Genomic DNA, 20,867 nt, shown 5'->3' on the forward strand with positions numbered 1-20,867 from the left:
CCCGTTCTTCCAGCGACGCCACATCTCGGCGTTCTGCTCGGGCTCCAGCCCTCGATCTTTTCTCGATGTCATTCCGGCCTTTCACAACATGAATCATGTTGCATTGACCGGTTGAGACCGCCCTCCGCCTTCGCGGGGGTGACGGGGACACGGTGGCATTCGACGGCTTTCCTACAGCGTCGAGCCGCAGCCGACTACAGCTCCGGGCGCGGTCCCTGCCTACAGTTACGACGAAGGGAGATGCCCATGACCACGCCTCGAAAACCCGGCTCCGGCCGCAGCAGCACCGACAAGAGCGGCGATGCCGCGACCCGGCGCGCCCGCGACCTGCAGCCGCCGGCCACCGGCGCCAACCGGGGCTCGCCCGCGGCCTCCGTGATGAAGCAGTTCGCCAAGACCAAGGCCGAAAGCAGCGGCAAGCCCTGACGGCCGCACCGTGCGCAAACGAAACCTTGATGCCATCGACCTGCTGGATGGCGACCATCTCGCCGTCCATGCGCTGCTGCTTTCCTGGCGCGAGCTGCTGCGCACGTCTGCCACGCCGCTGCAGCGGCGCTCGCTGGCCGAGGAGATCTGCCTGGAGCTGGCGATCCACGCCAAGCTCCAGGAGGAACTGTTCCATCCCGCGATGCAGGAGGCCTTGCGCGATCCGCAGCTCGCCGAAGCGGCCGACGCGCTGCATGCGCGCCAGCGCGAATGCATCGCCCAGGTCCTGTGCACCGCGGCCGAGGATGCGCTGCACGAAGTCCGCATGAGGCAGCTTGCCGAGTGCTTCGAGCAGCACGTGCTCAGCCAGCGGGAGCTGGTCTTCAACCGGGCGCGGGCAGCGTGGCTCGACCTGCAGTCGCTCGGCCGTTCGATCACGGCCCGGCGTGACGAATTGCGTGCGGAACCTGATGCATTGCGTGACGATGCGCTCGGGTTTGCCCGGCCTTGAAAAGGCTGTGACAAACCCCACGCGCTGCCGTGCCTCGTCCTACAGCCTTCGACAGTGCCAGACGACATTCCGGCCTGCACCCCCCACTAAAGTGAGCCGCAGGCAGCGGGAACGCTGTCGCCTCTCTCGATCCACTCGATAAACCCCTCAAGGAGTTCCCTGATGATCAAGTCTCCGATCGCGCAATGCGCTGCCCTGGCCCTGATGGCTGCCCTGTCCCTGAGCGCCTGCTCCAAGCATGACGATGCCTCGAGCACCTCGTCCACCACGTCCAGCACGACGCCGTCGACCACCACGACGCCGAGCGACACCTCCAGCAGCACGGCCAGCACCTCCGGCACGACGGGCACGACTGGCAGCACCGACACCACGACCGGCAGCGGCACCTCCATGGGCGCCGGCAGCACCACCACCCCGGGCACCAGCTCCGACATGAGCAGCTCCGGCACTGCCAGCAGCACGACGACCACCCCGGGCTCCAGCACCGACATGAGCAGCTCGTCGAGCATGCCGAGCAACACCACGACGACCCGCTGACATGGCAAGCAGTTCCAGCGCCTTCGCGATCCTGGCGGCTGCCTGCGCGCTGACGCTGGGTGCCTGCAGCAAGCAGGCGGACACCAATCCGGTGGCCCCGGGCAATCCGGGCACGGGCAACGAAGCGGCGGTCGTCCGACCGGCAGCACCTGACGGACCGCCGGGCGGACCATCGGGCATCGCCGGATCGGCGCCCCACACCGGATCCTCCGGCGGCGACGCCCCGGTCGGTGCGAGCGGCAGCGGTACCGCGGGCGCGAGCCAGAACGCGATGCCGGGCCAGGGCCTCAACGGCGGCCTGAATGCCGATAACGGGGCGGCGGCCGGCAGCGGCGCGGCCATGGGCGCCGGCGGCAACACCGCGCTCGATGGCAGCCCCAACACCACGACGAAAAGTTCGGTCGGCAACCGCTGATCCGCGGCGGCCACCCTGCTACGCCAGTCCGGGGACTGGCGTTTTTCTTTCTTGCCGCGCTCAGCCCTTTTCCACCGGCAGGCCCGGCGTGCGGCACCACTCGCTCCAGCTGCCCGCGTACAGGCCCGTGGGCGCGAAGCCCGCGATCTCCATGGCGAGCAGGTTGGGCACGGCGCTCACGCCGCTGCCGCAGTGGTGCACCACGCTGCGCGGGTCGCGGCCCTGCAGCAGTTGCTCGAATTCGGCGCGCAGTTGCTGCGGCGGCTTGAAGCGGCCGTCCGGGCCCAGGTTGCTGGCGAAGGGCCGGTTCAGTGCACCGGGGATGTGCCCCGCCACCGGGTCGAGCGGCTCCACCTCGCCGCGGTAGCGCGGCACGGCGCGCGCATCGATCAGGGTCGGCGCCGGCTGGCCCAGCCCTTGCGCCACCTGCTGCGTGCTCACCAGGTTGCGCAGGGGCGGTCCCGGCTCGAAATTCGACTGGAAGTGCGAGGGCTCGGCGCCGGAGCGCAGCTCGCCGCCCGAGGCCTGCCAGGCCTGCAGCCCGCCATCGAGCACCGCCGCCGCGTCGTGGCCGACCCACTTGAGCATCCACCACAGCCGGCCGCAGTAGTTGTTGCCGTTGCGGTCGTAGACGACGGCCTGCATGTCGTTGGCGAATCCCACGCCCGACAGCCAGGTGGCGAATTTTTCGCGGCTGGGCAGCGGATGGCGGCCACCGGAGGCAGCATCCGGCGGCGGGTGGAGCTTGCCCTCGGCGTCGGGCTGCGGCGGATCGGACAGCGCGTGTTCGAGGTGCGCGTACACCGCGCCGGGAAGGTGGGCCTGCAGGTACTGCTTCTCGCCGGAGGCGGGGTCCGTCAGGTCGAAGGTGCAGTCGAACACCATCAGGCGCGCCTTGGCGGCCAGCAGGTCCTTGAGCTGCTCGGCGGAGATGAGCGTGGTGTACATGCGGCTATTCTGCGTCAGTGTTCCTCCGCCGGTGCGTCCGGCGCGGCCCGCGCGCGCAGGATGGTGGCCGCGATGCCGCTGGCCACGATCAGCGCCATGCCGGCCCAGCCGGCGAGCGGCACGCGCTCGCCGAACAGCAGCACGCCGTACAGCGCACCGAAGACGATGCCCGAATACTGCAGGTTGGCGACCACCAGCGTCGCGCCCTGGCTGTAGGCCCGCGTCATGCACCACTGGCCCAGCGACGCGAACAGCCCGATCGGCACCAGCCAGGCGGCGCTGCCCCAGCTCCAGGGCGAGACGCCGCCGGCCAGCATGCCGACGGCGCCGGCGAGCGCGGAGCCGAGCGCGAAATAGAACACCGTGCGCACCTCCGGCTCGCCGATCTTGCCCAGCGCCATCACCTGCAGGTACGCGAAGGCCGAGAGCAGGCCCGAGAGCAGGCCGACCAGGCCCGCGAACACCTGGTGCTGCTCCATCGTCGGCCGCAGCATCAGCAGCACGCCGGCGAAGCCGGCCAGCACCGTCAGCGCGAGCACGCCCTGGCGCCCCGGCAGCGGCGCGCCCGAGCGCGGGTTCCAGGCGATCAGCGCGCCGCCCACCAGGAAGGCGGCGACCCAGACGCCGCTCATGTAGTTGAGCGTCATGGCCGTGGCGAGAGGCAGGCCGGCGATGGCGTAGAACCAGGCGCCGAGCGACAGCACGCCCACCAGGCTGCGCCAGGCGTGCATGCCGGGGTGGTGGGTGGCCAGGGAGGTGCCGCGCGAGCGCGCCCACAAGGCCATCACGCCCATGCCGATGAGGCCGCGCCAGAACACCAGCTCGGACGCATTGAAGGCCACCGCGGCAATCTTCACGCACACCGCCATCGTCGCGAAGAACAGCGACGCGGCCAGCATCCACAGGGCCTGCATCAGCCCCCGGCGTACAGCCCCATCGTCTCGCGGTACCACTCGTGGAAGTGCTGCATGCCGTCTTCCATCGGGCTCTGGTAGGGGCCGACCTCGTTGTCGCCCCGTTCCAGCAGCGCCTTGCGGCCGGCGTCCATGCGCAGCGCGATCTCGTCGTCTTCCACGCAGGTCTCCATGTAGGCGGCCTGCTGGGCTTCGACGAACTCGCGTTCGAAGGCCGCGATCTCCTCGGGGTAGAAGAATTCCACCACGTTGAGCGTCTTGCGCGGGCCCTTGGGATACAGCGTGGAGACCACCAGCACGTTCGGGTACCACTCGACCATCACGTTCGGGTAGAGCGTGAGCCAGACCGCGCCGTGCTTGGGCACGCGGCCCTGCTGGAAGCGCAGCACTTCGTCGTGCCACTTGCGGTACACGTCCGAGCCGGGCTTGCCCAGCTTGCCGGCCACGCCCACCGTCTGCACCGAGTACTCGCGGCCGAATTCCCAGCGCAGGTCCTCGCAGGTGACGAAGTTGCCCAGGCCCGGGTGGAACGGCCCGACGTGGTAGTCCTCCAGGTAGACCTCGATGAAGGTCTTCCAGTTGTAGTCCACCTCGTGCAGCTCGGTGCGGTCATAGACGAAGCCCGAGAAATCCAGGTCAGCCTTCGGCCCGAGCTTGCCCAGCACCTTGTCGACATCGAAGCCGTTGTTCTCGAAGACCAGCCCGTTCCACACCTGCACGCCGTAGTTCTTCAGGTTGAGGCAGGGATCGGTGGCGAAGTGCGGCGCGCCCATCAGCGTGCCGGCCTGGCAGTGCTGGCCGGCGCTGTAGGTCCATCGATGTAACGGGCACACGATGTTCCCTCCCGTGGAAGGCTTCTCGTGCACCGAGCCGCGGCCGTGCAGCATCACCGCCTGCCGGTGCCGGCAGACGTTGGAGATCACTTCGATGCCGCGCGGCGTGCGCAGCAGCGCGCGACCCTCGCCCTCGTGGGCAAGGGTGTGGTAGTCGCCCATTTCGGGAACCGCGAGTTCATGCCCCAGGTAACGGGGCCCGCGCTGCCAGATGAGCTCCAACTCGCGCCGGAACAGCGCCTCGTCGAAATAACTTTGTACAGGGAGTTGGCTTGCGGCCTGCTGTAACTGAAGACTTAAATCAGACATTTCACCTGACCTAGAGACTCCCCCTATGAAGGGGCAGGGCCGCGCGTAGGAGCGCGACAGGAAGGGAGGGGATTCTACCCTCCGGGTCGAGTTTGGGCCGGTCCAACTAAAATCCAGCCTTTCGCCCTGAAGAATTCATGTCCAAGCCGCCGTTCGAACCGCCCGCCAGCTATGAAGCGGCCATGGAGGAGCTGGAACAGCTCACCGCCCGCATCGAGTCCGGGCAGCTGCCGCTGGAGCAACTCCTGGCCGGCTACGAACGCGGAGCCGACCTGCTGAAGTTCTGCCGCGACAAGCTGCAGGCCGTGGAGGAGCAGATCAAGGTGCTGGACGCCGGCGTGCTCAAGCCGTGGGCGAATGAATGAGGGGCGCCGCATGGCCACCGGCCGTGGGGTGGACGAGGCCGGGGGAGGCTTTTGATTTTTGATCTCAAGGACTGGTCGGCCGAACGACTGCAACGCACCGAAGATGCCTTGTCCGCCTGGGTTCCGGTCGCCGCGCCGGCCCGGCTCGGCGAAGCCATGCGCTATGCCGTGCTGGATGGGGGCAAGCGGCTGCGGCCGCTGCTGGTGCTGGGCGCGTGCGAGGCGGTCGGCGGCAACCAGGACGCGGCTTTGCGCGCGGGCTGCGCGGTCGAACTGATCCACGCCTACTCGCTGGTGCACGACGACATGCCCTGCATGGACAACGACGTGCTGCGGCGGGGCAAACCGACCGTGCACGTGCAGTTCGGCGAGGCCACCGCGCTGCTGGCCGGCGACGCTTTGCAGGCGCTTGCCTTCGAGCTGCTGGCGCCGCCGGACGCGGGTATCTCCGATCGGACCCAGGCGCGCCTGTGCCGCTTGCTGGCGCAGGCCGCCGGCCACGCCGGCATGGCCGGGGGCCAGGCGATCGACCTCGCGGCCGTGGGCAAGGCCCTCAGCGAGGCCGAACTGCGCCAGATGCACCGCCTGAAGACCGGCGCGCTGCTGCAGGCCAGCGTGATGATGGGTGCGGCCTGCGGCGAGCCGGACGCCCGGGCGCTGGCCGGCCTGCTGCAGTACGGCGCGGCCGTCGGCCTGGCCTTCCAGGTGGTCGACGACATCCTGGACGTCACCGCCGATTCCGCCACGCTGGGCAAGACCGCCGGCAAGGACGCGGCGCAGGACAAGCCCACCTACGTCTCGCTGCTCGGGCTGCAGCGCGCCCGCAGCTACGCCGGGGAACTGCTGGAGCAGGCCCGCGCCGCGCTGCAGACCACCGGTCTCGCCGATACCCGTGCCCTGCTCGCGCTCGCCGAGATGGTGGTACACCGGGACAACTGACAACACGAAGAGCCCCATGGCAACGCTGCTGCAAACCATCAACGATCCGGCCGACCTGCGCCGGCTGCCGCGGCCGCAGCTCGGGCCGCTCGCCGACGAACTGCGCGCCTACGTGCTGGAATCGGTGGCGCGCACCGGCGGGCACCTGAGCTCCAACCTGGGCACGGTCGAACTCACCATCGCGCTGCACTACGTGTTCAACACGCCGCACGACCGCATCGTGTGGGACGTCGGGCACCAGACCTATCCGCACAAGATCCTCACCGGCCGGCGCGATCGCATGGCCAGCCTGCGCCAGCTCGGGGGCCTCGCGGGCTTCCCGCAGCGGGCCGAGAGCGAATACGACACCTTCGGCACCGCGCATTCGTCCACCAGCATCTCCGCCGCCCTGGGTATGGCCGTCGCCTCGCGCCTGAAGGGCGAGCAGCGCCACTGCATCGCCGTGATCGGCGACGGCGCCATGACAGCGGGCATGGCCTTCGAGGCCCTGAACAACGCCGGCGTGGCCGAGACCGACCTGCTGGTGATCCTGAACGACAACGACATGTCGATCAGCCCCCCGGTGGGCGCGCTGAACCGCTACTTCGCCCAGCTCATGAGCGGCCGCTTCTACGCGGCGGCCAAGGACATCGGCAAGAAGGTGCTGCACGTGGCGCCGCCGCTGTTCGAGCTGGCCAAGCGCTTCGAGGAACACGCCAAGGGCATGGTGGTCCCCGCCACGCTGTTCGAGAAATTCGGCTTCAACTATGTCGGCCCCATTGACGGCCACGACCTCGATTCGCTGATCCCGACGCTGCAGAACATCAAGCAGCTGCGCGGCCCGCAGTTCCTGCACGTGGTCACGCGCAAGGGCCAGGGCTACAAGCTGGCCGAGGCCGATCCGGTGGCCTACCACGGCCCTGGCAAGTTCGATCCGGCCGTGGGCCTGGTCAAGCCGGCGACGCCGCCCAAGCCGACCTTCACGCAGGTGTTCGGGCAGTGGCTGTGCGACATGGCGGCGCAGGACCACCGGCTGGTCGGCATCACGCCGGCGATGCGCGAAGGCTCCGGCATGGTGGAGTTCCAGCAGCGCTTTCCCGACCGCTACCACGACGTCGGCATCGCCGAACAGCACGCGGTGACCTTCGCCGCGGGCCTCGCCTGCGAAGGCCTGAAGCCGGTGGTGGCGATCTATTCCACCTTCCTGCAGCGCGGCTACGACCAGTTGATCCACGACGTGGCGCTGCAGAACCTGCCGGTGGTGTTCGCGCTGGACCGCGCCGGCCTGGTGGGTGCCGACGGCCCCACGCATGCCGGCGCCTACGACATCGCCTACCTGCGCTGCATCCCGAACGTGAGCATCGCCTGCCCGGCCGACGAGAACGAGACGCGCAAGCTGCTGACCACCGCGTACCAGCAGGAGCATCCGGTGGCCGTGCGCTATCCGCGCGGCGCCGGCATCGGTGCCGCGGTCGAGGCGAACCTGCAGCCGCTGCCCTTCGGCAAGGGCGAACTGCGGCGGCAGGGCCAGCGCGTGGCCGTGCTGGCCTTCGGCACGCTGCTGTACCCGGCGCTGCAGGCGGCGGAGCGGCTGGACCTCACCGTGGCGAACATGCGCTGGGTCAAGCCGCTCGATACCGAGCTGCTGCTGCAGCTGGCCGCCAGCCACGACGCGCTGGTGACGGTGGAAGAGGGCGCGATCATGGGCGGGGCGGGCAGCGCCGTGAGCGAGGCGCTGCAGGCGGCCGGCATCGCCAAGCCGGTGCTGCAACTCGGCCTGCGCGACACGTACGTGCCGCACGGCGACCCGGCCCGGCTGCTGGCGATGCAGGGCCTGGATGCCGCCGGCATCGAGGCCTCGATCCGCGCGCGCTTCGGCGGCATGTTCGATCGCGCCGCGCCGAACCTGAAGGTGGTTTCCTGAACCGGGTCTGGCCTGGCTGGAATCCGTAGGCTGGCGGTGAGCCGCGAAGCGCGCGAACCCCAGCTTGCTGCGCGACGCTGATCGCTGGGGTTCCTGCGTCACCCCAGCCTACTTCGTCCCGCGACGGTCTCGCCTGCTATTCCGACTGTTCCGCAAGGGAAAACACGGGCTGACAGAACCCTGTCATTTCCGAGAATGAGCGTCCCTGTGAGCCGCTACCGAAGGTGCGGAACATCCACTCATTCCAGGAGACACCATGGATCGTCGATCGCTCATCAAGAATGCAGGCATCGCGGGTGTGCTTGCGTCCGGCATCGCGCCGGCCGTGCATGCACAGGCCGCCATCCGCTGGCGTCTCGCTTCCAGTTTCCCGAAGTCGCTCGACACGCTCTACGGCGGCGCAGAGGTCTTCGCCGATCGCGTCAAGGCCATGACGGGCGGCAAGTTCGAGATCTCCACCCACGCGGCCGGCGAGCTGATGCCCGCCTTCGGCGTGGTCGACGGCGTGCAGCAGGGCACCGTGGAATGCGCGCATACCGCGCCCTACTATTTCTTCGGCAAGAGCGAGGTCTTCGCGCTCGGCTGCGCCATTCCCTTCGGCCTGAACAGCCGGCAGATGACGGCGTGGATGCACGAGGGCAACGGCCTGAAGCTGATGCGCGAGTTCTACGCCAAGTACAACATCATCAACTTCCCGGCCGGCAACACGGGCGCGCAGATGGGCGGCTGGTACCGCAAGGAGATCAAGTCGATCGCCGACATCAAGGGCCTGAAGTTCCGCGTCGGCGGCTTCGCCGGCCGCGTGGTCGAGCGCATGGGCGGCGTGCCGCAGAACATCCCCGGCGGCGAGATCTACCAGGCGCTGGAGAAGGGCACCATCGACGCCGCGGAATGGGTGGGGCCGTACGACGACCTCAAGCTCGGTTTCCACAAGGTGGCCCAGTTCTACTACTACCCCGGCTGGTGGGAAGTGGGCCCCGAACTCGACGTGCTGATCAACACCAAGGCCTTCGAAGCCCTGTCGGCCGAGAACAAGGCCATCGTGCAGGCCGCCGCCGCCGAAGCGCACCACCACGTGCAGGCCCGCTACGACGCCCGCAACCCCGATGCGCTCAAGACGCTGGTGGCCCAGGGCACGAAGCTGCGGCCCTTCCCGGCGGACGTGATGAACACCGCGTTCAAGCAGTCGATGGCGCTGTACGACGAGATCGGCACCAAGAACGCGGACTGGAAGAAGATCTACGCGGACTACTCCAAGTTCCGCCAGGAGGAAAACCTCTGGTTCCAGTTCACGGAGGCGAGCCTGGACAACTTCCTGCAGGCGCAGGTGAAGGCCAAGCGGCTCTGAGGGCGAGCGATATCGAATGCAAAAGGGGGCCTACGGGCCCCTTTTGCATCGGTGGGCCAGCCTGCACACGGGCCATCCAGTCGCCACATACCGCGGGAAATCCCTAGCACCGCGTGCCAGCCCCCTGAAAGCTTGCCCGCCCGCGGCAGAACCATCATCGGCGGTACATCTTCTACTCCAGGGCAGTTCATGGACCGTCGTTCCGTTCTCAAGCACGCAGGCATCGCGGGCGTCCTCGCTTCCGCCGTCGCCCCCGCCGTCCACGCGCAGGCCGCCATCCGCTGGCGCATCGCCTCCAGCTTCCCGAAGTCCCTCGACACGATCTACGGCGGCGCCGAAGTCTTCGCCCAGAAGGTCAGGCAGCTCTCGGGCGGCAAGTTCGAGGTCTCGGTGCATGCCGCCGGCGAGCTGATGCCCGCCTTCAACGTGGTCGACGGCGTCCAGCAGGGCACCGTGGAGGCCGCCCACACGGCGCCCTACTACTTCTTCGGCAAGGACGAGACCTTCGCCATCGGCGGCGCGATCCCCTTCGGCCTGAACAGCCGCCAGATGAGCGCGTGGAGCTTCGAGGGCAATGGCCTGAAGCTGATGCGCGAGTTCTACGCCAAGTACAACATGATCAGCTTCCCCTGCGGCAACACCGGCGCGCAGATGGGCGGCTGGTACCGCAAGGAGATCAAGTCCGCCGCCGACATCAAGGGCCTGAAGTTCCGCGTCGGCGGCTTCGCCGGCCGCGTGGTGGAGCGCATGGGCGGCGTGCCGCAGAACATCCCCGGCGGCGAGATCTACCAGGCCCTGGAGAAGGGCACCATCGACGCCGCCGAATGGATCGGCCCCTATGACGACCTGAAGCTCGGGTTCCACAAGGTCGCGCCCTACTACTACTACCCGGGCTGGTGGGAAGGCGGCCTGCAGCTGGACCTGTACGTGAACCAGAAGGCGTACGACGCCCTCAGCGCGGAGAACAAGGCGATGGTCGAAGCCGCTTCCGCCTACGCCCACGTGGACATGCAGGCCAAGTACGACGCGCGCAATCCGGCCGCCCTGAAGCAGCTGGTCGCGCAGGGCGCCAAGCTGCGCCCCTTCCCGGCCGACGTGATGGCCGACGCCTTCAAGCAGTCGATGGCCCTGTACCAGGAGCTGAATGCCAAGAACCCGGCGTGGAACAAGGTGTACGGCGACTACGCGAAGTTCCGCTCGGACCAGAACCTCTGGTTCCGCTTCACCGAAGCGACGTTCGACCGGTTCATGCAGGCGCAGAAGCTGTAAACCGTCGGCTCCGCCTCCCCCGTCACCCCCCGCCTCCCCCGTCACCCCCGCGGAGGCGGGGGCCCAGGACACGCGCTGCGCGCGTGCTCTGGATCCCCGCCTGCGCGGGGATGACGGTGAAAAGGGCCCCCCGACAGGGGCCCTTCTTGTTCCAGATCAACGAACGCTCTCTTTCCCTCCGCCAGGGCCGCCGTGACAGCCCGCTGACAGCCTGCCGAATACCCAGGCATCGATCATGCGGCGGCTCTCGCCCAACAACGAAGGAGATCGTTCGAACATGGATCGCCGTTCCATCCTGAAGAACGCCGGCATCGCCGGCGTGCTCGCCGCGGGCGTCGCGCCCGCCGTGCATGCGCAGGCCGCCATCCGCTGGCGCCTCGCTTCCAGCTTCCCGAAGTCGCTCGACACGATCTACGGCGCCGCCGAGGTGTTCGCCAACCAGGTCAAGGCGATGTCTGGGGGCAAGTTCGAGATCTCCGTGCATGCCGCCGGCGAGCTGATGCCCGCGTTCGGCGTCGTCGACGGCGTCGAGAAGGGCACTGTCGAAGCCTGCCACACCGTCCCGTACTACTTCTTCGGCAAGGACGAGACCTTCGCGATCGGCGCCGCCATCCCCTTCGGCCTGAACAGCCGGCAGATGACGGCGTGGATGTACGAAGGCAACGGCCTGAAGCTGATGCGCGAGTTCTACGGCAAGTACAACATCATCAACTTCCCGGGCGGCAACACGGGCGCCCAGATGGGCGGCTGGTTCCGCAAGGAGCTGAAGACGGCCGCCGACGTCAAGGGACTGAAGTTCCGCATCGGCGGCTTCGCCGGCCGGATCGTCGAGCGCATGGGCGGCGTGCCGCAGAACATCCCCGGCGGCGAGATCTACCAGGCGCTGGAGAAGGGCACCATCGACGCCGCCGAATGGGTCGGCCCGTACGACGACCAGAAGCTGGGCTTCAACAAGGTCGCCCCGTTCTACTACTACCCCGGCTGGTGGGAAGGCGGTCCGCAGGTGGACCTGTTCATCAACCAGAAGGCCTACAACGCGCTGCCCGCGGAATACAAGGCGATCGTCGAGGCCGCCTCCAGCCACGCGCACGTGGACATGCAGGCCAAGTACGACGCCCGCAACCCGGTGGCGCTCAAGCAGCTGGTGGGCAACGGCGCCAAGCTGCGGGCCTTCCCGAACGACCTGATGACCCAGGCCTTCAAGATCTCGATGCAGGTGTACGACGAGCTGTCGGCGAAGAATCCGAGCTGGAAGAAGGTGTACGAGGATTACGCCAAGTTCCGCTCGGACCAGAACCTCTGGTTCCGCTTCACCGAGGCGACCTTCGACCGCTTCATGCAGTCGCAGAAGCTCTGATGACTGGCGGCGCGCAGCGCCGAGGTCATTCCGTCATCAGCTCATGCAAAAAGCCGCACGCTGTGCGGCTTTTTGCTTTACAGAATCGGCTGTCAAGTCAGCCGTGGCTGAAACCGGTGCAAGGCTACTGACAGCTTTGCGGGGCACCGCGGCGCATCATGCGCGCGCCTTCCCATTCCAACCACTCTCTCTTCCTCCTTTTCCATGGACCGTCGTTCCCTCATCAAGCGCGCCGGCATCGCCGGCGTGCTCGCATCCGGCATCGCGCCCGCGGTGCATGCACAGGCCGCCGTGCGCTGGCGCCTCGCCTCCAGCTTCCCCAAGTCGCTCGACACCATCTTCGGCAGCGCCGAAGTCATGTCGAAGACGGTCAAGGAGCTGTCCGGCGGCAAGTTCGAAATCTCCGTGCATGCCGGTGGCGAGCTGATGCCGCCCTTCGGCGTGGTCGATGCCCTGCAGAACGGCACGATCGAGATGGCGCAGACCGCGCCCTACTACTTCACCGGCAAGGACCCGATCTTCGCGTTCGGCTGCGCCGTGCCCTTCGGCCTGAATGCCCGCCAGATGGACTCCTGGATGGAGCACGGCAACGGCCGCAAGCTGATGGACGCCTTCTACGCCAAGTACAACATCAAGAGCTTCAGCGCGGGCAACACCGGCACCCAGATGGGCGGCTGGTACCGCAAGGAGATCAAGACCGTCGCCGACCTCAAGGGCCTGAAGATGCGCATGGGCGGCGGCCTGTTCGGCGAGGCGATGGCCAAGCTGGGCGTGGTGGCGCAGAACATGCCGGCCGGCGAGGTGTACCAGGCGCTCGAGAAGGGCACGCTGGACGCCACCGAGTTCGTCGGCCCGTACGACGACGAGAAGCTGGGCTTCAACAAGGTCGCGCCCTTCTACTACTACCCCGGCTGGTGGGAAGGCGGCGCGGAGCTCGAGTTCTTCGTCAACACCAAGGCCCTTGCCGCGCTGTCGCCCGAGAACAAGGCGATCCTGGAGGCGGCCTGCGCCGTCGCCGCGCGCGACATGACGGCCAAGTACGACGCCGTGAACCCGACCGCGCTCAAGCGCCTGGTCGCCGCCAAGACCAAGCTGATGCCCTTCTCCAAGGACATCATGGACGCGGGCTGGAAGGCCTCGATGCAGGTGTTCGCGGAACACGAGGCGAAGTCGCCCGAGTTCAAGAAGATCCACCAGGACATGCGCGCCTTCCAGCGCGACCAGATCCTGTGGACCCGCTTCTCGGAGTACCGCTTCGACACGTACATGACCTCGGTCAAGGTCTGATGACCGGATGACCGCGCGCTGCGCACCGCGATGACTGCAATGACAGGTCATCGATGCGCAGCGAGCTCAGGAAGGCCCGCGCGAGCGGGCCTTCGTCATTTCGTCATCCGCTCATCCGGCATCATGTAGCCATGGACCACAACCTTCCCCTCATCACCACCATCGCCGCCGGCCTCGGGCTCGCGCTGGTGCTCGGCTTCGTGGCCGCGCGCCTGCGGCTGCCGGCGCTGGTCGGCTACCTGCTGGCCGGTGTGGTGCTCGGGCCCTTCACGCCGGGTTTCGTGGCCGACACGAAGCTCGCCTCGGAGCTGGCCGAGATCGGCGTGATGCTGCTGATGTTCGGCGTCGGCCTGCATTTCTCCCTCGGCGACCTGCTGGCCGTGCGGCGCATCGCGGTGCCGGGCGCGATCGTGCAGATCGCAGCCGCCACCGCGATGGGCGTCGCCGTGGCCAGCCTGTGGGGCTGGGGCCTGGCGGCGGCCGTGGTGTTCGGCATCGCGCTGTCGGTGGCGAGCACCGTGGTGCTGCTGCGGGCACTGGAAAGCCTGGGCCAGCTCGATACCTTCAATGGCCGCATCGCCGTCGGCTGGCTGGTGGTCGAGGACCTCGCCATGGTGGTCGTGCTGGTGCTGCTGCCCCCGGTCGCCGCGGCGCTCGCGGGCTCGGCAACGTCGACGCCGCAGGACGTGGCGCGCGACATCGGCTGGACGCTGCTGCAGGTCGCGTTCTTCGTCGCGCTGATGCTGGTGGTGGGACGGCGCGTGTTCCCCTGGCTGCTGTGGCAGGTGCAGAAGCTCGGCTCGCGCGAGCTGTTCACGCTGTGCGTCGTGGCGGCTGCGGTGAGCATCGCCTATGGCGCCACCAAGCTGTTCGGCGTGTCCTTCGCGCTGGGCGCGTTCTTCGCCGGCATGGTGCTGCGCGAATCGCAGTTCAGCCACCGGGCGGCGGAGGAGACGCTGCCGCTGCGCGACGCCTTCGCGGTGCTGTTCTTCGTCTCCGTGGGCATGCTGTTCGACCCGCGCATCCTGCTCGACGCGCCCTTCCGCGTGCTGGCCGTGGTCGGCGTGATCGTGCTGGGCAAGTCGATCGCGGCGGCCCTGCTGGTGCTGCTGCTGCGCTACCCGCTGCATACCGCGCTGACGGTCTCGGCGAGCCTGGCGCAGATCGGCGAGTTCTCGTTCATCCTGATCGGCCTGGGCGGCACCCTCGGCGTCGTGCCGGCGCAGGCGCAGAGCCTGGTGGTGGCCGGCGCGCTGATCTCCATCGCGCTGAACCCGCTGGTGTTCCGCGCCATCGAGCCGGTGCAGCGCTGGCTGCTGGCGCGCTCGCAACTGGCCCGCGACCTGGCGGCCCGCGACGACCCGCTGGCGGAGCTGCCCATGAGCACGGACCCCAAGTACCTGTCGCAGCAGGTCGTGCTGGTGGGCTACGGGCGCGTGGGCCGCAAGCTGGCCGAGGCGCTGCTGGCGCACCACGTCCCCTTCGTGGTGGTGGAGCAGAACCGCGCGCTCGTGGAGGAACTGCGGGCCAGCGGCGTGCCGGCCGTGTTCGGCGACGCCGCGCTGCCGGAGGTGCTGGTCCAGGCCCACGTGGCGCGCGCCCGCATGCTGGTGATCGCCACGCCCGACACGCTGGGCGTGCGCCAGATGGCGACCCATGCGCGCCTGCTGAATCCGCCGATCGAGCTGGCCGTGCGTTCGCACAACGAGGAGGAGGCGCGGCGGCTGGAGCAGGAACTCACCGGCAGCGTCTTCGTCGGCGAGCACGAACTCGCCCGCGCGATGACGCGCCACGTGCTGGAGAGGTGCCATGCATGAGGTTGCGGGCGCAATTCACCGGTTGGTGAATCGGTCCGGAGCAAGGCGGGGCCGCTTTCGTAGGCTGGCGGTGAGCCGCGCCAGCGCGCGAACCCCAGCGATGCAGCAGCGCTGGGGTTCCGGCGCTTGCGCGCGTCACCGCCAGCCTACGCAAGCCGCGCAAGCCGCGTTGACAGCATCCCACCAGCGCCTTAAAGTGCTTAATTAACCGTTTAGAGAATTAATCCGGAGACCCAGACCATGCAGAAGCGCTTCTTCCTCCAGGCCGTTGCTGCCACGGCGGTGCTAGTCGCCGCCTTTCCCGCGGCCGCCCAGAACTGGAAGCCCACCCGCCCGATCAACCTGATCGTGCCGTGGGCGGCCGGCGGCTCGACCGACCAGGTCACCCGCGTCGCCGCCGCCGAAATGGAGAAGGCGCTGGGCCAGACGATCGTCATCGTCAACCAGCCCGGCGCGTCCGGCGCCATCGGCACCAAGAGCGCGCTCGATGCGGCCAAGGACGGCTACACCTGGACGGCCGGCGCCGCGCAGGACCTGGGCGCCTACCAGGCCCTGGGCTCCGTCAACACCAGCATCAAGGACTGGCACCTGTTCCTGAGCGTGGCCAACATCCAGGTGATCGGCGTCAACCCGTCGCGCCCCTGGAAGACCGCCAAGGAACTGCTGGACGACATGAAGAAGCGCCCGGGCCAGATCAGCGTGGCCACCGCCGGCGTGACCTCCGCCGCGCACAACGCCATGGACCAGATCGTCAAGGCCACCGGCGTGAAGTACAAGGAAGTGTCCTATGACGGCGGCAACCCCGCCGTCGTGGCCACCGTCGCCGGCGAGGCCGACCTGACCACGCAGCTGGCGGTGGAGCAGGCCGACATGATCCGCGGCAAGCGCCTGCGCCCGCTGGCCGCCGTGAGCGACAAGCCGCTGGAGCTGGAAGGCTACGGCACCATCCCGCCGCTGTCGGCGACGGTGCCCGGCTTCACCGCGCCGGCCAACTACTTCGGCATCTTCATCCCGCACGGCGTGCCGGACGAAGTCGTGAAGACCGTCGAGCGCATCTGGACCCAGAACATCGCCAAGAGCGAAGCGATGAAGAAGTACGCCGTCAGCCGCGGCGCGCTGTTCAACCCGCTGTCCGGCGAGGCCGCGCAGAAGGCCGTGTTCCCGGCCGTGCAGACCAACGTCTGGAACCTGCATGCCAGCGGCAAGACCAAGGTGGCGCCCGACACCGTGGGCATCCCCAAGCCGTAATCCGCCGCGATGACCGATCCCGCGCTGGTTCCCGAGCACTCCGTCGCGAGGGGGACCGATGAAGAGGCCGCGTCGCCGCGTTCCGACCTGAAGGACGCGGTCGGCTGGATCGTGTTCGGCCTCGCGGTGCTGGTCGGCTCCCTCACGATGGACCGGCTGGAGCAGCAGAACATCAACCCGGTCACCGTGCCGGGGCTGCTGCCCGGCCTGCTGGGCATCGCGATGATCCTGCTGGGCGCGATCATGGCCGTGCGCAGCTGGCGCCGCGGCGCGCTCGCCACGCGGCTGCCGCCGGCCACGGCGCACCAGCGCGAGGAGCGCAAGCGCGTCGCCATCGCGGTGGCGCTGTGCTGCGGCTACGGCATCGTGCTGGTGGGCCACGGCATCCCGTTCTGGCTCGCCTCCACCCTGTACGTGACGGCCTCGATCCTGATCTTCCAGCGCATGGCGGAAGACCCCGCCGAACGCCGGCTGACCGCGCGCGCCTGGGCCAAGGCCTTCGTGATCGCCGTCGTCGCCTCGGTGATCACCTGGCTGGTGTTCGAGCGCGTGTTCCTGGTCCGCCTTCCCTGACGCTTTCCGCCTTTCGCCCACGCCTTCCATGCTGCAAGGACTGCAGGACCTCGGGTCCGCCTACCTGAGTTTCATGAACCCGCTCACGCTCCTCTATGGGCTGGGCGGGGCTTTCGTGGGCATCGTCATGGGCATCCTGCCGGGGCTGTCGGCCACGCTGGCCATCGCCCTGCTCACCACGCTCACGATCAAGCTCCAGGCCAACGACGCGATCCTGGTCCTGATCTGCTCCTACGTCGGCGCACTCTATGGCGGCTCGCGCACGGCCATCCTGCTGAACATTCCCGGCACCGCGGCCAACGCCGCCTCCTGTGCCGACGGCCACGCGCTGGCGCTGCAGGGACAGGCCGGCCGCGCGATCGGCATCGCCACTTCCGGCGCCTTCGTCAGCACGCTGATCGGGGTGCTGTGCCTGGCGCTGTTCACGCCGGCGCTGTCGGAAGTCGCGCTGCAGTTCGGCGCCTTCGAGTTCTTCTGGCTGGCGCTGTTCGGCGTCACGATCTCCGGCAGCATCGTCGGTGGCGACGCGCTCAAGGGCTGGCTGATGGGCCTGCTGGGCCTGTTCCTGGCGCAGGTGGGGCAGGAGAGCCTGTATGCCTTCGACCGCTTCACCTTCGGCTGGGATGAACTCTCCGGCGGCATCGCGCTGATCCCGGCGCTGGTGGGCGCCTTCGGCCTCGCCGAGGTGCTGACCACGCTGGCCGATCCCATCGAGCGCAAGATCGTCGACCTGAAGGACTCGGTGCTTCCGCGCTGGCGCGAGGTCATCAAGTACAAGTGGACGGTGCTGCGCTCGGGCGTGATCGGCGTGATGACCGGGCTGCTGCCCGGCGTCGGCGAGGACGCCGGCGCCTGGATGTCGTATGCGGCGGCGAAGGCCGTGAGCAAGGAGAAGGAGCAGTTCGGCAAGGGCTCCATCGACGGCCTGATGGCCGCCGAGACGGGCGACATGTCGTCGATCCCGGGCCACATCATTCCCTGCCTGGCGCTGGGCATCCCCGGCTCGGCGCCTTCGGCGGTGCTGATGGCGGCGATGATCATCCACGGCGTGCAGCCCGGCCCCATGCTGATGATCCAGCATCCGCAGTTCATCTACCACGTGGTCGCGATGACCACGCTGGCCTCGATCACGATCCTGCTGTTCGGCCTGTTCGGCGTGCGGCCGCTGCTGCACATCCTGAAGGTGCGGCGCGGCATCCTGATGCCGATCGTGTTCCTGCTCTGCACGGTGGGCGCCTTCGCCACGGCCTCGCGCCTGTTCGACATCTACGCCATGCTGTTCATCGGCGTCGGTGCCTACTTCCTGCGCCGCCGCGGCTACGAGATGGCGCCGCTGGTGCTGGGCCTCGTGCTCGGCCCGCTCCTGGACAAGAGCCTGCGCCGCGGCCTGGTGCTGTCGGACGGCAGCATCGGCCCCTTCTTCACCCGCCCGATCGCGATGGCCTTCGCCGCCGTCACGATCTTCACCATCCTGCTGTACGTGCCGCCGTTCAAGCGGGCCGTGGTGGGCGTGCGCACGGCGCTCGTGGATGCGCTGCGCGGCATGTTCGCGCGCCGCGCCTGAGGAAGCCGCGATGCGATTCGCTCTCTGCAACGAGGTGCTGCAGCCATTGCCTTTCGGCGAGCAGTGCCGGCTCGCCGCGGCGCTCGGCTACGACGGGCTGGAGGTCGCCCCGTTCACGCTGGCCGAGGATCCGATGGCGATCACCGATGCGCAGGCGCGCGAGTTCGCCGGCATCGCGCAGGACCACGGGTTGCACATCTTCGGCCTGCACTGGCTGCTGGTCGCGCCGGCCGGGCTGTCGATCGTCAGCGCCGATGCCGGCCTGCGGCAGCGCACGACGCAGGTCATGACGCGGCTGGTCGAACTGTGCGCGCTGATGGGGGGCAGCTACCTGGTGCACGGCTCGCCGAAGCAGCGCAGCGTGCCGGAGGGCAGCACCCGCGAGCAGGGCTGGGAGCGCGCCCGCGCATGCCTGCAAGCGGCCGGCGAGGCCGCCGCGCGTCACGGCGTGACCTACTGCCTGGAGCCGCTGTCGCGGCGCGAGACCGACCTGTTCAACACCGTCGAAGAGGCGGCGCGCATGGTCGACGAGATCGGCTCGCCGGGGCTGCGCACCATGATCGACTGCAGTGCCGCCGGCCAGACCGAAAGCGAGCCGGTCGACCGCCTCATGGCGCAGTGGATGCCGCGCGGCGTGATCGCCCACGTGCAGGTGAACGACCCCAACCGCCGCGGCCCGGGGCAGGGCGGGATGGACTTCGGCCCCATCCTGCGCGTGCTGGCGCGCATGGAAGCGGCGGGCCATTTCCCCGGCATCGTGGCCGTGGAGCCCTTCGACTACGTGCCCGACGGGCCGGGCTGCGCGTCGCGCGCGATCGGCTACCTGCAGGGCGTGCTGCAAGGCATCGCGACCCATGAGTGACGCCCCCGTGTTCGCGCTGCGCGCGATCGAGCTGTACGAGCGGCCCGTGAAGCTGCGCATGCCCTTCCGCTTCGGCGTGGTCACGCTGACCGAATCGCCGCAGGCCTTCGCCCGGGTGCGCATCGAGTTGCCGGACGGCCGCAGTGCCTGGGGCGCGGCGGCCGAACTGATGGCGCCCAAGTGGTTCGACAAGAACCTGGCGCTGTCCAACGAGGACAACTTCGCGCAGCTGCGCAGCGTGCTGGCGCTGGCGCGGTCCGCCTATCTGTCCGACGCCGCGCCGGCCAGCGCCTTCGGCCATTTCGCCCGCCACCACGCGGCGCATGCGCAAGCCGCCGCGGGCGCCGGCTTCAATCCGCTGCTCGCCAGCTACGGGCCGGCGCTGGTGGACCGTGCGGTGCTCGATGCGCTGTGCCGCGCGCTGGGCGTGTCGTTCTACGAAGCGATGCGCACGAATGTCCCGGGCCTGGGCGCTGCGCATCCCTCCTTCGCCGGCGTCGCCTTCGACGCCTTCCTGCGCGGCCTCGCGCCCGCGGCGACGATCCACGCCCGCCACACGGTGGGCCTGGTGGACGCGATCACGCGGGCCGACCAGAAGGAGCGGGTGGGCGACGGCCTGCCGGAGACGCTGGAGGAAGTGGTGCAGGCCTACGGCCATCGCTACTTCAAGCTGAAGGTCGGCGGCAACGTGCAAGCCGACCTCGATCGGCTGCAGGCGATCGCGGCGGTGCTCGATCGCGCGACCGGGCCCTACTACGCCTCCCTCGACGGCAACGAGCAGTACGAGAGCGCCGAGGGCGTGCTGGAACTGGTGCGCGCGGTGCAGGCCGACGCGAAGCTGCAGCGCCTGTGGCAATCCGTCCTGTTCATCGAGCAGCCGATCGCCCGCAAGCTGGCGCTGCAGGTGGACCTGCGCGCGACGGACCTGGGCAAGCCGGTGATCATCGACGAGTCCGACGGCGAGATCGACAGCTTCGTGCAGGCCCGGGCGCACGGCTATGCCGGCGTGTCGTCCAAGACCTGCAAGGGCTTCTACAAGTCGCTGCTCAATGCGGCGCGCTGCGTTGCATGGAACCGGGAGGAGGGCGCGCCTCGCTACTTCATGTCCGCCGAGGACCTGACGACCCAGGCCGGGCTGGCCGTGCAGCAGGACCTGGCGCTGGTGAACCTGCTGGGGATCCGGCACGTGGAGCGCAACGGGCATCACTACGTGGACGGCATGAAGGCGCTGCCGCGCGCCGAGCAGGAGGCTTTCCTGCGGGCGCACCCCGACCTGTACGAGGACAGCCACGGGGCGGTGCGGCTGCGCATCCGCGGCGGCGAGATCGCGATCGGCTCGCTGGCGTGCACCGGCTTCGCGAGCGGCGCCTCGCCGGATTTCGGCGCGATGCAGCCGCTGTGAATGCGGCCTTGCAGGCTGGCGGTGACCGCGCGCAACGCGC

20 protein-coding genes are annotated in these 20,867 nt (G+C 68.7%); 16 read left to right on the forward strand and 4 right to left on the reverse strand.

Annotated features, from left to right (window positions below):
* Nucleotides 1–246: 246 nt before the first annotated feature.
* Nucleotides 247–426 (forward strand): hypothetical protein, encoded by a 180-nt coding sequence (locus tag JI746_RS11305; protein WP_201689551.1) that lies wholly within the window; start codon nucleotides 247–249, stop codon nucleotides 424–426.
* A gap of 10 nt (nucleotides 427–436) precedes the next feature.
* Complete coding sequence (locus JI746_RS11310; protein ID WP_201689552.1) at nucleotides 437–937, forward strand: hemerythrin domain-containing protein; 501 nt, start codon at nucleotides 437–439, stop codon at nucleotides 935–937.
* 86 nt (nucleotides 938–1,023) lie between these two features.
* Here JI746_RS11310 and JI746_RS11315 read toward each other — a convergent pair whose 3' ends face one another.
* Nucleotides 1,024–1,446, reverse strand: coding sequence for a hypothetical protein (locus tag JI746_RS11315; RefSeq protein ID WP_201689553.1), 423 nt, complete (start codon nucleotides 1,444–1,446; stop codon nucleotides 1,024–1,026).
* A 29-nt stretch (nucleotides 1,447–1,475) separates the two neighbouring features.
* On the opposite strand from JI746_RS11315, the gene JI746_RS11320 reads away from it, so the two are divergent.
* Nucleotides 1,476–1,889 (forward strand): hypothetical protein, encoded by a 414-nt coding sequence (locus JI746_RS11320; protein ID WP_201689554.1) that lies wholly within the window; start codon nucleotides 1,476–1,478, stop codon nucleotides 1,887–1,889.
* A gap of 60 nt (nucleotides 1,890–1,949) precedes the next feature.
* On the opposite strand, the gene JI746_RS11325 is transcribed toward JI746_RS11320, so the two are convergent.
* From JI746_RS11325 to JI746_RS11335, 3 genes are read right to left on the reverse strand one after another with little or no spacing between them, the layout of a single operon-like run.
* Nucleotides 1,950–2,837 (reverse strand): sulfurtransferase, encoded by an 888-nt coding sequence (locus JI746_RS11325; protein ID WP_201689555.1) that lies wholly within the window; start codon nucleotides 2,835–2,837, stop codon nucleotides 1,950–1,952.
* Nucleotides 2,838–2,851: 14 nt separating this feature from the next.
* Nucleotides 2,852–3,751, reverse strand: a complete 900-nt coding sequence (locus JI746_RS11330) for a DMT family transporter (protein WP_201689556.1) — start codon at nucleotides 3,749–3,751, stop codon at nucleotides 2,852–2,854.
* On the reverse strand, nucleotides 3,751–4,893 hold the full coding sequence (locus JI746_RS11335) for an aromatic ring-hydroxylating oxygenase subunit alpha (RefSeq protein ID WP_201689557.1): 1,143 nt from the start codon (nucleotides 4,891–4,893) through the stop codon (nucleotides 3,751–3,753). The genes JI746_RS11330 and JI746_RS11335 overlap by 1 nt, the downstream gene beginning before the upstream one ends.
* Nucleotides 4,894–5,030: 137 nt before the next feature.
* Between JI746_RS11335 and JI746_RS11340 the strand changes: the two genes are divergently transcribed.
* The 13 genes from JI746_RS11340 to JI746_RS11400 all read left to right on the forward strand — a co-directional run bounded on the left by JI746_RS11340 (nucleotide 5,031) and on the right by JI746_RS11400 (nucleotide 20,827).
* On the forward strand, nucleotides 5,031–5,258 hold the full coding sequence (locus JI746_RS11340) for an exodeoxyribonuclease VII small subunit (protein WP_201689559.1): 228 nt from the start codon (nucleotides 5,031–5,033) through the stop codon (nucleotides 5,256–5,258).
* Nucleotides 5,259–5,312: 54 nt separating this feature from the next.
* Complete coding sequence (locus JI746_RS11345; RefSeq protein ID WP_408004096.1) at nucleotides 5,313–6,197, forward strand: polyprenyl synthetase family protein; 885 nt, start codon at nucleotides 5,313–5,315, stop codon at nucleotides 6,195–6,197.
* A 16-nt stretch (nucleotides 6,198–6,213) separates the two neighbouring features.
* Nucleotides 6,214–8,100, forward strand: coding sequence for a 1-deoxy-D-xylulose-5-phosphate synthase (gene dxs, locus JI746_RS11350; protein ID WP_201689561.1), 1,887 nt, complete (start codon nucleotides 6,214–6,216; stop codon nucleotides 8,098–8,100).
* Between the two features lie 256 nt (nucleotides 8,101–8,356).
* Nucleotides 8,357–9,448, forward strand: a complete 1,092-nt coding sequence (locus JI746_RS11355) for a TRAP transporter substrate-binding protein (protein ID WP_201689562.1) — start codon at nucleotides 8,357–8,359, stop codon at nucleotides 9,446–9,448.
* A gap of 189 nt (nucleotides 9,449–9,637) precedes the next feature.
* Entirely contained in the window at nucleotides 9,638–10,717 is a 1,080-nt protein-coding gene (locus JI746_RS11360) for a TRAP transporter substrate-binding protein (protein ID WP_201689563.1), read from the forward strand.
* A 277-nt stretch (nucleotides 10,718–10,994) separates the two neighbouring features.
* The gene (locus tag JI746_RS11365) at nucleotides 10,995–12,074 is read left to right on the forward strand and encodes a TRAP transporter substrate-binding protein (protein WP_201689564.1); all 1,080 of its coding nucleotides are present in this window, start codon (nucleotides 10,995–10,997) and stop codon (nucleotides 12,072–12,074) included.
* Nucleotides 12,075–12,278: 204 nt separating this feature from the next.
* The gene (locus JI746_RS11370) at nucleotides 12,279–13,361 is read left to right on the forward strand and encodes a TRAP transporter substrate-binding protein (protein WP_201689565.1); all 1,083 of its coding nucleotides are present in this window, start codon (nucleotides 12,279–12,281) and stop codon (nucleotides 13,359–13,361) included.
* Nucleotides 13,362–13,492: 131 nt separating this feature from the next.
* Nucleotides 13,493–15,178, forward strand: a complete 1,686-nt coding sequence (ybaL, locus tag JI746_RS11375; protein ID WP_201689566.1) for a YbaL family putative K(+) efflux transporter — start codon at nucleotides 13,493–13,495, stop codon at nucleotides 15,176–15,178.
* 240 nt (nucleotides 15,179–15,418) lie between these two features.
* The gene (locus JI746_RS11380; RefSeq protein WP_201689567.1) at nucleotides 15,419–16,426 is read left to right on the forward strand and encodes a Bug family tripartite tricarboxylate transporter substrate binding protein; all 1,008 of its coding nucleotides are present in this window, start codon (nucleotides 15,419–15,421) and stop codon (nucleotides 16,424–16,426) included.
* Between the two features lie 9 nt (nucleotides 16,427–16,435).
* Nucleotides 16,436–16,999: a tripartite tricarboxylate transporter TctB family protein gene (locus JI746_RS11385; RefSeq protein WP_201689569.1), complete on the forward strand. Its 564-nt coding sequence runs from the start codon at nucleotides 16,436–16,438 to the stop codon at nucleotides 16,997–16,999.
* Between the two features lie 28 nt (nucleotides 17,000–17,027).
* A complete protein-coding gene (locus tag JI746_RS11390; RefSeq protein ID WP_201689571.1) occupies nucleotides 17,028–18,563 on the forward strand; it encodes a tripartite tricarboxylate transporter permease in 1,536 nt (511 codons plus the stop codon).
* A 10-nt stretch (nucleotides 18,564–18,573) separates the two neighbouring features.
* Nucleotides 18,574–19,425: a sugar phosphate isomerase/epimerase family protein gene (locus JI746_RS11395; RefSeq protein WP_201689573.1), complete on the forward strand. Its 852-nt coding sequence runs from the start codon at nucleotides 18,574–18,576 to the stop codon at nucleotides 19,423–19,425.
* The gene (locus JI746_RS11400; protein ID WP_201689574.1) at nucleotides 19,418–20,827 is read left to right on the forward strand and encodes an enolase C-terminal domain-like protein; all 1,410 of its coding nucleotides are present in this window, start codon (nucleotides 19,418–19,420) and stop codon (nucleotides 20,825–20,827) included. The genes JI746_RS11395 and JI746_RS11400 overlap by 8 nt, the downstream gene beginning before the upstream one ends.
* Nucleotides 20,828–20,867: the final 40 nt, after the last annotated feature.

It is taken from the genome of Ramlibacter alkalitolerans (assembly GCF_016722765.1).
Taxonomy (GTDB): domain Bacteria; phylum Pseudomonadota; class Gammaproteobacteria; order Burkholderiales; family Burkholderiaceae_C; genus Ramlibacter; species Ramlibacter alkalitolerans.